Genomic DNA, 13,171 nt, shown 5'->3' with positions numbered 1-13,171 from the left:
TTATAGTGCGATTATTATGAATTAAAAATTCCAGAGGTAAAAAAGATGAATCTTGGCTCACTTGTATCAGAAACGCGTAACCCGCAAACCATGGATCTGGATGCTCTTTCCACCCTTGAGCTGGTTAACCGTTTTAATCAACAGGATACGCTGGTCGCACTGGCAGTGAAAGAGACATTACCAGAGGTGGCAAAGGCCGTCGATGCTGCGGCACAGGCGCTCAAGGCGGGGGGCCGCATTATTTATATGGGTGCCGGAACCAGCGGACGACTCGGCGTGCTGGATGCCTCTGAATGTCCGCCAACGTTCGGCGTTCCGCACGGGCTAGTGGTCGGTCTCATTGCCGGTGGGCCTGGCGCACTGCTGAAGGCGGTAGAAGGGGCGGAAGACAACAAACAGCTCGGTGAAGATGACCTGAAAGGGCTTAACCTCAACGCAAACGACCTGGTGGTCGGACTGGCCGCTTCCGGGCGCACACCTTACGTCATTGGTGGCCTGGAATATGCCAATCAGACGGGCTGCACTACCGTGGCTATCTCCTGTAATCCAGGCTCGCCCATTGCGCAGGTGGCCCACATCGCTATTTCGCCGGTTGTCGGGCCCGAAGCGCTCACCGGCTCCACGCGCCTTAAATCCGGGACCGCGCAAAAACTGGTGCTCAATATGATCTCCACCGGCGCGATGGTGAAGTTCGGTAAGGTGTATCAGAACCTGATGGTGGATATGCAGGCCACCAACGTCAAGCTGGTGGACCGGGCCTGTCGCATGGTAATGGAAGCGACCGGTGCGAGCCGCGAAGAGGCGGAAGCCGTACTCAAACAAACCGATCACGATGTGAAACCGGCCATTCTGATGATCCTGAGCGGGCTGGATGCCGCCGCCGCGCGAGCCAGGCTTGCCGAGCATAATGGATTCTTACGGGCGGCATTAGAAAACTAACACAGAGGCGTGTATGGAAAAAACAGCAGCGCTCGCCAGCCATATTTTGCAGGGGATCGGCGGAGAGAAGAACATTCAGCGTCTGGAAAACTGCATGACGCGTGTGCGCGTCGAGGTGCATGACGACGACCAGCTTGATATCGCGCACCTTAAGCAGCTTCCTGGCGTCAGCGGATACGTAAAGCAGGGGCAGCAGCATCAGCTGATCGTCGGGCCGGGAAAAGCGGCGCAGGTCGTTGATGCCATGCGCGCATTGATGGGCGGAGGGGCGGCCGTGCCGGTTGACGATGCCGAGCGCACCAAAGCGCAGGCAAAGGCCAAATACAAAGCCCCCATGAGCGATGCGCTGCGACAGCTGGCAAACGTCTTTATTCCACTTATTCCGGCGTTTATTGCCTCCGGGTTGATCACCGGGATCATCAATATCCTCAAGCGGCCGGATATTGTCGGCGATTTTGCCACGCACTATCCGAACCTGCTCGGCATTCTGGGGATCTTTGGTAGCGCTGTCTTCGCCATCATGAACATTCTGGTTGGGGTTAACACCGCCAAAGTGTTTGGCGGCTCAATGGCGATGGGCGGGGTGATGGCCGGTATTCTCTCCAGCCCGCAGCTTGCGCAGATAACCCTGTTTGGCGAGGCTCTCCAGCCCGGGCGCGGCGGGGTGATTGCGGTGCTGTTGGTGGTCATCCTGATGTGCTGGATTGAGAAAAAGCTGCGCGCCGCTCTGCCCGGTTCCATTGAGCTGATCCTCAATCCGCTGCTGACCACGCTTATCACCGGCTGTGTGGCGATTGTGGCCCTGCAGCCGCTGGGCGGCTGGATCTCTGAGGTGATTGCCCACGGCGCTTCTCTGGCTATCGATCGCGGCGGGTTATTAGTGGGCGCTGTGCTGTCAGGGACCTTCCTGCCGCTGGTGCTGACCGGCCTGCATCAGGGGCTGGTGCCGATCCACGTGGAGCTGGTGCAGGCTCATGGTTATAACGCGCTGCTGCCCATTCTGTCGATGGCGGGGGTAGGTCAGGTTGGTGCGGCGATTGCCGTGCTGATGAAAACCCGTAACGCGCGCCTGAAAAAAGTGATTAAAGGGGCGCTACCGGTTGGATTGCTGGGCATTGGCGAGCCGCTGATTTTTGGTGTCACGCTGCCGCTCGGTAAGCCTTTTCTCGCGGCCTGTCTGGGCGGGGCGGTGGGCGGGGCGCTAATCAGCTACTGGAAAGTTGCCACTGTTATCACCTTTGGTCTCTCCGGTTTACCGCTGGCGCTCACCATCGTGACCGGAAAAGTCATGCTCTATCTGTTAGGCTATCTGGTAGCGGTGATCGCCGGGTTCCTGTTTACCTGGCTGGCAGGATTCAACGACCCAGAGGAGTAAGGTTTGGCTAATCACGAGCGTCGTGTTGTCTTTTTCGACCTGGATGGAACGCTACATCAGCAGGATATGTTCGGTACGTTTATGCGCTACCTGCTGCGGCGTCAGCCCCTGAACGCACTGCTCGTCTTACCTTTGTTACCCCTGATTGGCCTTGCGCTGCTGGTGAAAGGCCGGGCAGCGCGCTGGCCAATGAGCCTGCTGCTCTGGGGCTGTACCTTCGGCCACAGTGAAGCCCGGCTCAAACAGCTTGAGCAAGACTTTGCGCACTGGTTTCGCGATCATGTGACGGCGTTTCCGGTTGTGCAGGCACGGCTGACCAGCTACCTCGATGCGAACGACGCCGATATCTGGTTGATTACCGGCTCGCCGCAGTCGCTGGTAGAGCAGGTCTATTTTGATACGCCGTGGTTGCCGAGAGTGAACCTGATCGCCACGCAGATCTCTCGTGGTTACGGCGGGTGGGTATTGAGCATGCGCTGTCTGGGGCATGAAAAGGTGGCCCAGCTGGAGATGCGCATTGGCACGCCGCTGCGCCTGTATAGCGGTTACAGTGACAGTAAGCAGGACAACCCGCTGCTCTATTTTTGCCAGCACCGCTGGCGCGTCACGCCTGCGGGTGAACTTCAGCAACTCGAATAGTTTTATCCATAGCGGGTGTGTATAATGCCGCCCGCTTTTCGACTGGAGTATCAACCGTTGTCCAACCCTGAATTCTCACACGAATACTGGATGCGCCATGCGCTCACCCTTGCCCGGCGCGCCTGGGACGAGGGAGAAGTGCCCGTGGGTGCGGTGCTTGTCCATAACAACCAGGTGATTGGAGAAGGGTGGAACCGCCCGATTGGTCGCCACGATCCTACCGCTCACGCAGAAATCATGGCGCTTCGTCAGGGTGGGCTGGTACTGCAAAACTACCGTCTGCTCGACACCACGCTGTATGTCACGCTTGAGCCATGCGTCATGTGTTCCGGCGCGATGGTGCACAGTCGTATCGGTACGCTGGTCTTTGGCGCGCGGGATGAAAAAACCGGTGCTGCGGGCTCGCTGATGGACGTGCTTGGACACCCGGGAATGAACCATCAGGTGAAGACTATCGGTGGGGTGCTTGCACCAGAGTGTTCGGGGCTATTAAGTGATTTCTTTCGAATGCGCCGTCAGCAGAAAAAGCAACAAAAGGCAGAATTGAAGTCGTCGGACGATTAATTTCGTCCGGTGCCACAACCGGATAGCTTTGCGCCAGCTGTTTCGCCTCTGTCGCCTCTTTTTCCTTCTCCAGCAGATACCCCACCAGGCTAATCTGATATTTACGAATATTTTCCACGTAGGCATAAGCCTCATGCCCGCGCGCATAGCCGTAGGTGAGCTTGTTGTACCACGGCTTCTGGCTCAGGAGCGGCAGACGCTGTTTTACGTCAGACCAACTGTCGGGGTTGCCTTTTGTTTTTGCCGTCAGGGCCCGGGCGTCGAGCATGTGGGCATAGCCCATGTTGTAGGCGGCCAGCGCGAACCAGATACGCTCTTCTTCCGGCACCGTCTCGGGCACTTTGGCCATCATATCCTGCAGGTAGCGCGCGCCGCCGCTGATGCTCTGTTCCGCATCGGTACGGTCGGTTAGCCCGAGGCTCTGCGCGGTATTTTTAGTCAGCATCATCAGGCCGCGCACGCCGGTGGGGGAGGTGGCCTGGGTGTCCCAGTGGGACTCCTGATACGAGATAGCCGCCAGCAGTTTCCAGTCAATCTCCTGCGCATATTTTTCGAACAGAGGCTGCAGGTCAGGCAGGACGCTGTCTACCGCGCGCAGGAAGCTGCGGGTGTCAACGTAGTCAAAGTCATCACCATGGCCGAGGTACTTCTCTTCCAGGCGTGCCAGGGTGCCGTCTTCATTAATGGTGTTATAAAAATCGAGCATGGCCGCAGAGAGGGTCTGATCGTCATCAAGATGGGTAAACCAGGTCACGGGCTGTTCGTCCGTCACGTCCAGCGCCACGGCGATTTCAGGATGCACGCGCTGGAACAGGCTGATCGCCACGGAGTCGGCGATGGTGTAAGGCAGTTTCTGATCTTTGACCTGGTCCAGCAGCTCGGTCGTGCCGAGTTTAGGGTCAACGGTCCAGCTCAGGTCAGGGTATTTCTTCTCCTTCAGCTCACGCAGATCGTCAATCACCACATGGCCAGGGGCAATCGTCAGTTGTTGAGCGTTGATCGAGGCCAGCGTACGCGGGCGCAGGCTACCGACGCGATAGACCAGCTGCTGTGAAACGGAGTAATAGGTCGGGCCCGGCTGGTAATTCTTGCTGCGCTCGCTGTTGTACACCAGCCCGGCGGCGAGGATATCGGCATCGTTGTTATCCAGGTCATCAAACAACTGGCTGATGTTCTGGCGCACGGTGATTTTGAGCTTCACGCCGAGGTAATCGGCAAACTGCTGAGCCAGCTCATAGTCCAGACCGATGGTTTTGCCGTTGATGTCGCTGTAAATCAGCGGAGAGTTAAGCGTGCTGACACGCAACTCCCCCCGCTCCTGAATGGCGGCGATACGGTTTTCGGCTTTGCCGAACCAGGGGATGGAAGGCCAGAGGGCCACTGCCAACAGCAACGTTACAATGCCGATGAGCAGATAATTAATCTTTAATTTTTTCAATTAGTTAATTCTCTGCGACGCCGGTTGCCTTAGTATGCTGTAGCCATGTTAAAAATAAGGTTTGCCATTGATTGAGCGGCATTTTGCGTAAAGTTACGCCACTTGGCAACAAATTAGAGAGAGAGGTCACATCTATTGTTAAACGATGCCGTCGATTTTATTTCGACGCAAACGGTTTCGTCGACGCTCAGGATTCTCTATAATGACGCCCGTTTTCCCCCCTTGCGCACACTGTAAGCGCCCCGGCGCTTCGAAGACGAGAGACTTATGATGGAAATTCTGCGTGGTTCGCCTGCACTGTCTGCCTTCCGTATTAACAAACTGCTGGCACGTTTTCAGGCAGCCGACCTTCCGGTAAGCAATATTTACGCTGAGTATGTCCATTTTGCTGACCTGAATGCCCCCCTGAATGCAGAGGAGCGCGTACAGCTGGAACGCCTGCTCAAGTATGGCCCAAGTCTGAGCAGCCATACCCCAACCGGTAAACTGATCCTTGCGACGCCTCGTCCAGGCACCATCTCCCCCTGGTCTTCCAAAGCGACTGACATCGCTCACAACTGTGGTCTGAACCAGATTAACCGTCTGGAACGCGGCGTGGCGTATTACGTTGAAGCCTCCACCCTGAGCGACGCCCAGTGGCAGGCGGTGGCCGCAAAGCTGCATGACCGCATGATGGAGAGCGTATTTGCTTCTCTGGATGATGCGCAGAAACTTTTCTCCCACCATCAGCCTGCGCCAGTACTGAGCGTGGATTTGCTGGGGCAGGGCCGTCAGGCGCTGATTGACGCTAACCTGCGTCTCGGCCTGGCACTGGCAGAAGACGAGATTGACTACCTGCAGGATGCGTTCGTTAAGCTGAACCGCAATCCGAACGACATCGAACTCTATATGTTCGCGCAGGCTAACTCTGAGCACTGCCGCCACAAGATTTTCAACGCCGACTGGATTATTGACGGTGAACAGCAGCCGAAGTCGCTGTTCAAAATGATCAAAAACACCATGGAGAAAACCCCTGACCACGTGCTGTCTGCTTATAAAGATAACGCCGCGGTGATGGAAGGTTCCGAGGTGGGCCGCTTCTTCGCCGATCGCGAAGCGGGGCGCTATGACTTCCATCAGGAGCCGGCGCATATCCTGATGAAGGTAGAAACTCACAACCACCCAACGGCGATCTCTCCGTGGCCGGGGGCGGCGACCGGTTCCGGCGGTGAAATCCGTGACGAAGGGGCGACGGGCCGTGGTGCGAAACCAAAAGCGGGCCTGGTCGGTTTCTCTGTTTCCAACCTGCGTATCCCGGGCTTTGAACAGCCGTGGGAAGAAGATTTCGGCAAGCCAGAGCGCATCGTGACCGCGCTGGACATCATGACCGAAGGTCCACTGGGCGGTGCGGCATTCAACAACGAATTTGGTCGTCCGGCGCTGAACGGTTACTTCCGTACCTATGAAGAGAAAGTGGACAGCCACAATGGCGAAGAGCTGCGCGGCTACCATAAACCGATCATGCTGGCGGGCGGGATCGGTAACATTCGCGCCGATCACGTGCAGAAAGGTGAGATCGTCGTCGGTGCGAAGCTGATCGTCCTCGGTGGACCGGCGATGAACATCGGCCTGGGCGGCGGTGCGGCCTCTTCAATGACATCCGGTCAGTCTGACGCCGATCTCGACTTTGCCTCCGTTCAGCGTGACAACCCGGAAATGGAGCGTCGTTGCCAGGAAGTGATCGACCGCTGCTGGCAGCTGGGTGATGCAAACCCAATCCTCTTTATTCACGACGTTGGCGCGGGCGGCCTGTCCAACGCCATGCCGGAGCTGGTGAGTGACGGTGGTCGCGGTGGTCGTTTCAACCTGCGCGACATTCTGAGCGATGAGCCGGGCATGAGCCCGCTGGAGATCTGGTGTAACGAATCTCAGGAGCGTTATGTGCTGGCCGTCGCAGCCGATCAGCTGCCGCTGTTTGACGAGCTGTGCCGCCGCGAGCGCGCGCCGTACGCGGTAATCGGTGAAGCGACCGAAGAGAAACATCTCACCCTGAGCGATACCCATTTCGACAACCAGCCAATCGACCTGCCGCTGGACGTGCTGCTCGGCAAAACGCCGAAGATGACCCGCGACGTGCAGACTTGCAAAGCGGCGGGCAACGCGCTGGATCGTCAGGGCATTACCGTAGCAGACGCGGTGAATCGCGTGATGCACCTGCCTGCAGTGGCGGAGAAAACCTTCCTGGTCACCATCGGCGACCGTACCGTGACCGGTATGGTCTCGCGCGATCAGATGGTGGGGCCATGGCAGATCCCGGTGGCGAACTGCGCCGTGACCACCGCGAGCCTCGACAGCTACTACGGTGAAGCGATGGCGCTGGGCGAACGTACCCCGGTAGCGCTGCTGGACTTCGCGGCCTCTGCTCGTCTGGCCGTCGGTGAAGCACTGACCAACATCGCCGCGACCCAGATTGGCGATATCAAACGTATCAAATTGTCCGCGAACTGGATGGCCGCTGCCGGTCACCCGGGCGAAGACGCGGGCCTGTATGAAGCTGTGAAAGCGGTGGGTGAAGAGCTCTGTCCTGCGCTCGGCCTGACCATTCCAGTGGGTAAAGACTCCATGTCGATGAAAACCCGCTGGCAGGAAGGCAACGAGCAGCGCGAAATGACTTCACCGCTGTCGCTGATCATCTCCGCGTTTGCCCGTGTGGAAGACGTGCGCCATACCGTGACCCCACAGCTCTCGACCGAAGACAACGCCCTGCTGCTGATTGACCTGGGTAAAGGTCACAACGCGCTGGGTGCCACTGCGCTGGCACAGGTTTACCGTCAGTTGGGTGATAAACCGGCGGACGTGCGTGATGTGGCCCAGTTAAAAGGCTTCTACGATGCCATTCAGGCGCTGGTGGCGCAGCGTAAACTGCTGGCCTACCACGACCGTTCCGACGGCGGCCTGCTGGTGACCCTGGCGGAGATGGCCTTCACCGGACATTGCGGTGTTGAAGCGAACATCGCGACGCTTGGCGAAGATCGTCTGGCGGCACTGTTTAACGAAGAACTCGGCGCGGTGATTCAGGTGCGCGCGGCCGATCGTGACGCGGTTGAAGCCCTGCTGGCTCAGCACGGCCTGGCAGACTGCGTACACTACCTGGGTAAAGCCGTTCAGGGTGACCGTTTCGTCATTGAAGCGGATGGCCATGCGGTGTTCAGCGAAAGCCGCACCACGCTGCGTATGTGGTGGGCCGAAACCACCTGGCAGATGCAGCGCCTGCGTGATAACCCGGACTGTGCCGATCAGGAACACAACGCCAAGGCCAACGACAACGATCCTGGCCTGAACGTGAAGCTCTCCTTCGACATCAACGAAGACATCGCTGCACCGTACATTGCGACCGGCGCGCGTCCGAAAGTCGCCGTGCTGCGTGAGCAGGGCGTCAACTCCCACGTTGAGATGGCCGCGGCCTTCCACCGTGCGGGCTTTGATGCCATCGACGTTCATATGAGTGACCTGCTGGCAGGTCGCACCGGTCTGGAAGATTTCCATGCGCTGGTGGCGTGCGGCGGTTTCTCCTACGGTGACGTGCTGGGTGCCGGTGAAGGCTGGGCGAAGTCCATTCTCTTCAACAACCGCGTGCGCGATGAGTTCGAAAGCTTCTTCCATCGTCCGCAAACCCTGGCGCTTGGCGTGTGTAACGGCTGCCAGATGATGTCTAACCTGCGCGAGCTGATCCCGGGCAGTGAAGCGTGGCCACGCTTTGTGCGTAACCAGTCCGACCGCTTTGAAGCACGTTTCAGCCTGGTAGAAGTGACTCAGAGCCCGTCTCTGCTGCTGCAGGGAATGGTAGGGTCGCAGATGCCAATCGCCGTTTCTCACGGTGAAGGTCAGGTAGAAGTGCGTGATGCCGCCCATCTGGCTCAGCTTGAGAGCAAAGGCCTGGTGGCGCTGCGCTTTGTTGATAACTTCGGTAAGGTGACGGAAACCTATCCGGCTAACCCGAACGGCTCAGTGAACGGGATCACGGCGGTCACCAGCGAAAGCGGCCGTGCGACCATCATGATGCCACACCCCGAGCGTGTGTTCCGCACCGTGAGCAACTCCTGGCACCCGGAAAACTGGGGCGAGGACAGCCCGTGGATGCGTATCTTCCGCAACGCACGTAAACAGTTGGGTTAATCGATATTGCCCTTTAAAGCCCGGTACGCGAAAGCGCTACCGGGCTTTTTTATGTGTGTCGCAATTTCGCGACAGACCCGTAATACCACTGTCTCCAAAAGGAGACATTTAACTCATTGATTTATATATGGCTGGGGCGGTTCCCGTTAAGGTGTTGCTGATTAGCGACACTTAGCCTGGAAATCATTCAGCGAGCAATTAACGGTGGAAACCCATAAATTACATAAATATCAATGCGATAATATATTTATTTGCATTCTGGCACATCTATTGCATAATATTAATCAGTGGCTCATTCACCTTCTTATGTCAGCCCCTTCGGGACGTGCTACATAAACTTCGAATGACGCACAAAAAGGTGCCTGCCGTCCAACTACTGATCATAGCGTTGCTTTATCAGGACAGGGCGAAACGTCGAGTTAGGCACCGCCTCATTCCATGACAAAGCCGGGTTTTTACCCGGCTTTGTTGTATCTGAAGGGCAGACTCAGTTACGCTCTCCTCAAACCCATTCAAAGAGAGTAATGCGTTGAAACGCTGGCCCGTTTTCCCCCGTTCCCTGCGTCAACTCGTAATGATGGCCTTTTTGCTGATCCTGCTGCCTTTACTGATCCTGGCCTGGCAGGCGTGGCAAAGCCTGAACGCGCTCAGTGCTCAGGCGGCACTGACTAACCGCACGACGCTCATTGACGCCAGACGCAGTGAGGCGATGACCAACGCCGCGCTGGAGATGGAGCGTAGCTATCGTCAGTATTGCGTGCTTGACGATCGCACGCTGGAAAAGGTCTACCAGAATCAGCGTAAACGCTATAGCGAGATGCTGGATGCGCATGCCGGCGTGTTGCCGGACGATAAGCTCTACCAGGCATTACGTCAGGATTTGAACGATCTGGCCCAGCTGCAGTGTAAGAACAGTGGCCCTGATGCCGCCGCAGCCGCGCGCCTTGAAGCTTTTGCCAATGCCAATGCTGAGATGGTGCAGTCTACCCGTGCGGTGATTTTCTCTCGCGGTCAGCAACTGCAGCAGGAGATTGCCGAACGCGGTCAGTTCTTTGGCTGGCAGGCGCTGGTGCTGTTCCTGGTCAGCCTCGCGCTGGTGTTACTTTTTACCCGAATGATCATCGGCCCGGTGAAGGGCATCCAGCGGATGATCAATCGTCTGGGGGAGGGGAAATCACTGGGCGATACGGTGGCCTTTAAAGGCCCGCGCGAGTTGCGTTCCGTGGGGCAGCGGATTATCTGGCTTTCGGAGCGCCTGTCGTGGCTGGAATCCCAGCGTCATCAGTTTTTACGTCATATTTCCCACGAGCTCAAAACGCCGCTGGCCAGCATGCGCGAAGGCACGGAATTGCTGGCAGACGAAGTGGCGGGGCCGCTGACGGTGGAGCAGAAAGAGATTGTTGAGATCCTCGACGCCAGCAGCCGCAATCTGCAGAAATTAATTGAGCAACTGCTCGATTACAACCGCAAGCTGGCGGATGGGGCGGTCGTCCTCGAAAATGTCGAGATTGAGCCGCTGGTGGATATGGTGATCTCTGCCCACAGCTTGCCTGCAAGAGCTAAAATGATGCATACCGGGGTGACGCTTAATGAGCCAACCTGCCTGGCTGAACCGATGTTATTGATGAGCGTTCTGGATAATCTTTATTCCAATGCGGTGCACTATGGTACTGAATCCGGTAACATTTATATCCGAAGCTATACGAATGGTTCACGGGTCTTTATTGATGTCGCCAACACCGGCACCCCGATCCCCGATGACGAAAGAGAGATGATATTTGAACCCTTCTTCCAGGGAAGTCATCAGCGAAAAGGTGCGGTTAAAGGAAGCGGTCTGGGGTTAAGTATCGCCCGGGACTGTATACGACGCATGCAGGGGGAGCTAAACATTGTCACGGATGAACGTTCCGATGTTTGCTTCCGTATCGAACTGCCCCTGAGCCGGAAAAACCAATAAAATGAAGCTATGTCTGGTGAGTATGTCACACGTCTTTTTCCGCGCCATACGCGCGGTGTTTTCCCGTAAAACGTTGCGCCTGAGTCTGCCTTGTTTATTGCTGGCGGGGTGTGTTTCCCATGTGCCAAAAAGTGCCATTAGCGATAAACAGGAAGATAAATGGCCAGAGAATCAGCTTGCAGATTTTCTCTCAACCCGCTGCGACGACATCTGGAACCTGTCGGGGCATGACGTCGAAACCAATCCTCTGTTCTGGCTACGCGGAATAGACTGCGCGCAGCGTCTGGCTCCGGTTGAAGCCCGCTCAAAAGCGGCGATGCTGGACGACGATACCTGGCAGGACGCCTTCAAGCGCGGAATATTGCTTGGAGATGCCAAAATTACCCCTGTCGAACGACGCACGAACGTCACGCGGCTCGACACCTTTGTCGCAACGCTTCCCGCTCAGGTACGCCCGATTTACCAGCTCTGGCGCGATGGGCAGACATTACAACTTCAGCTGTCTGAAGAGCGCTCCCGTTACAGCAAGCTGCAACAGTCAACCGACAGCGAGCTGGATACCCTGCGTCAGCAGCAACAACATTTGCGTACGCAACTGGATACCACGACCCGTAAGCTGGAGAACCTGACCGATATCGAAAGACAGCTCTCGTCGCGTAAATATCAGCCTGGGAGTTCATCTGCTGCACCGGACAGCGATACACCGAAACAAGAGGATGTGAAGCATGACGAGCCGTAAACCTGCCCATCTCCTGCTGGTGGATGACGATCCCGGTTTGCTCAAGCTGTTGGGAATGCGTCTGGTCAGTGAAGGCTACAGCGTCGTGACGGCTGAAAGCGGGCTGGAGGGGCTGAAAATTCTCGCCCGGGAGAAAATTGACCTGGTGATAAGCGACCTGCGGATGGATGAAATGGATGGCCTGCAGCTGTTCGCAGAGATCCAGAAGCAGCAGCCGGGCATGCCGGTGATTATCCTGACGGCGCACGGCTCGATCCCGGATGCCGTCGCGGCGACACAGCAGGGGGTTTTCAGCTTCCTGACCAAGCCGGTAGACAAAGACGCGCTGTATAAGGCCATCGACAGTGCGCTGGAACATGCTGCCCCGTCGAGCGATGAGGCGTGGCGGGAGCCGATTGTCACGCGTAGCCCCATCATGCTGCGTCTGCTGGAACAGGCCCGGATGGTGGCGCAGTCTGACGTCAGCGTCCTGATTAACGGGCAGAGTGGCACCGGGAAAGAGATCCTGGCACAGGCCATCCATAATGCCAGCCCACGCAGCAAAAACGCTTTTATTGCCATTAACTGCGGCGCACTGCCGGAACAACTGCTCGAATCTGAACTCTTCGGCCACGCCCGCGGTGCGTTCACCGGTGCAGTCAGCAGCCGGGAAGGCCTATTCCAGGCGGCGGAAGGCGGTACGCTTTTCCTGGACGAGATTGGCGACATGCCTGCGCCGCTGCAGGTCAAATTACTGCGCGTGCTGCAGGAGCGAAAAGTGCGCCCGTTGGGCAGCAACCGCGATATCGACATTAACGTGCGCATCATCTCCGCCACGCACCGTGATTTACCGAAGGTGATGGCGCGCAATGAGTTTCGTGAAGATCTTTACTACCGCCTGAACGTCGTGAACCTGAAAATTCCGGCGCTGGCCGAACGTGCGGAAGATATCCCTTTGCTGGCGAATCACCTGCTGCGCCAGTCTGCGGATCGCCACAAACCGTTTGTGCGGGCGTTTTCCACCGATGCGATGAAGCGGCTGATGGCCGCAAGCTGGCCGGGAAACGTGCGCCAGCTGGTCAACGTGATAGAGCAGTGCGTGGCGCTGACGTCGTCACCTGTCATCAGTGACGCGCTGGTGGAGCAGGCGCTGGAAGGCGAGAACACGGCACTGCCGACGTTTGCCGAAGCGCGTAACCAGTTCGAGCTAAACTATCTGCGTAAGCTGTTGCAGATCACCAAAGGTAATGTGACCCACGCGGCACGCATGGCCGGACGCAACCGCACCGAGTTCTATAAGCTGCTGTCACGCCATGAGCTGGAAGCCAACGATTTTAAAGAGTAGTACCGCAAACTTCGAATGAATATGATACTGTGAGCAATCGA

General features: G+C 57.1%; 9 protein-coding genes. 8 read left to right on the top strand and 1 reads right to left on the bottom strand.

Annotation, left to right across the window (positions count from 1 at the left end):
* The first annotated feature begins 45 nt into the window (after positions 1–45).
* From murQ to tadA, 4 genes are read left to right on the top strand one after another with little or no spacing between them, the layout of a single operon-like run.
* The gene (gene murQ / locus VF709_RS05105; RefSeq protein WP_013098312.1) at positions 46–939 is read left to right on the top strand and encodes an N-acetylmuramic acid 6-phosphate etherase; all 894 of its coding nucleotides are present in this window, start codon (positions 46–48) and stop codon (positions 937–939) included.
* Between the two features lie 13 nt (positions 940–952).
* On the top strand, positions 953–2,314 hold the full coding sequence (locus VF709_RS05100; protein WP_020690049.1) for a PTS transporter subunit EIIC: 1,362 nt from the start codon (positions 953–955) through the stop codon (positions 2,312–2,314).
* A gap of 3 nt (positions 2,315–2,317) precedes the next feature.
* Positions 2,318–2,953, top strand: coding sequence for a phosphatidylglycerophosphatase C (yfhb, locus tag VF709_RS05095; RefSeq protein WP_095455392.1), 636 nt, complete (start codon positions 2,318–2,320; stop codon positions 2,951–2,953).
* A 24-nt stretch (positions 2,954–2,977) separates the two neighbouring features.
* On the top strand, positions 2,978–3,517 hold the full coding sequence (gene tadA, locus VF709_RS05090; RefSeq protein WP_032618416.1) for a tRNA adenosine(34) deaminase TadA: 540 nt from the start codon (positions 2,978–2,980) through the stop codon (positions 3,515–3,517).
* Here the strand turns inward: tadA and mltF are convergent.
* Positions 3,405–4,955: a membrane-bound lytic murein transglycosylase MltF gene (mltF, locus tag VF709_RS05085; RefSeq protein ID WP_013098308.1), complete on the bottom strand. Its 1,551-nt coding sequence runs from the start codon at positions 4,953–4,955 to the stop codon at positions 3,405–3,407. The genes tadA and mltF overlap by 113 nt on opposite strands.
* Positions 4,956–5,222: 267 nt before the next feature.
* Between mltF and purL the strand changes: the two genes are divergently transcribed.
* From purL to glrR, 4 genes are all read left to right on the top strand, one after another.
* On the top strand, positions 5,223–9,110 hold the full coding sequence (gene purL, locus VF709_RS05080) for a phosphoribosylformylglycinamidine synthase (protein ID WP_149896169.1): 3,888 nt from the start codon (positions 5,223–5,225) through the stop codon (positions 9,108–9,110).
* A 529-nt stretch (positions 9,111–9,639) separates the two neighbouring features.
* Positions 9,640–11,067, top strand: coding sequence for a two component system sensor histidine kinase QseE/GlrK (gene qseE, locus VF709_RS05075; protein WP_029882227.1), 1,428 nt, complete (start codon positions 9,640–9,642; stop codon positions 11,065–11,067).
* Between the two features lies 1 nt (position 11,068).
* A complete protein-coding gene (qseG, locus tag VF709_RS05070; protein WP_013098305.1) occupies positions 11,069–11,806 on the top strand; it encodes a two-component system QseEF-associated lipoprotein QseG in 738 nt (245 codons plus the stop codon).
* Positions 11,793–13,130, top strand: a complete 1,338-nt coding sequence (gene glrR / locus VF709_RS05065; RefSeq protein WP_013098304.1) for a two-component system response regulator GlrR — start codon at positions 11,793–11,795, stop codon at positions 13,128–13,130. The genes qseG and glrR overlap by 14 nt, the downstream gene beginning before the upstream one ends.
* Positions 13,131–13,171: the final 41 nt, after the last annotated feature.

Source organism: Enterobacter sp. Lyrl_3 (assembly GCF_051948675.1).
Taxonomy (GTDB): domain Bacteria; phylum Pseudomonadota; class Gammaproteobacteria; order Enterobacterales; family Enterobacteriaceae; genus Enterobacter; species Enterobacter cloacae.
The sequence above is the reverse complement of the archived record's forward strand: the minus strand, read 5'-3'. Positions and strand labels throughout refer to the sequence as shown.

Coding starts and splice junctions, on each gene's coding strand:
- tadA (WP_032618416.1), top strand. CDS start 2,978: ATGCCGCCCGCTTTTCGACTGGAGTATCAACCGTTGTCCAACCCTGAA.
- VF709_RS05100 (WP_020690049.1), top strand. CDS start 953: ATGGAAAAAACAGCAGCGCTCGCCAGCCATATTTTGCAGGGGATCGGC.
- qseG (WP_013098305.1), top strand. CDS start 11,069: ATGAAGCTATGTCTGGTGAGTATGTCACACGTCTTTTTCCGCGCCATA.
- purL (WP_149896169.1), top strand. CDS start 5,223: ATGATGGAAATTCTGCGTGGTTCGCCTGCACTGTCTGCCTTCCGTATT.
- murQ (WP_013098312.1), top strand. CDS start 46: ATGAATCTTGGCTCACTTGTATCAGAAACGCGTAACCCGCAAACCATG.
- glrR (WP_013098304.1), top strand. CDS start 11,793: ATGACGAGCCGTAAACCTGCCCATCTCCTGCTGGTGGATGACGATCCC.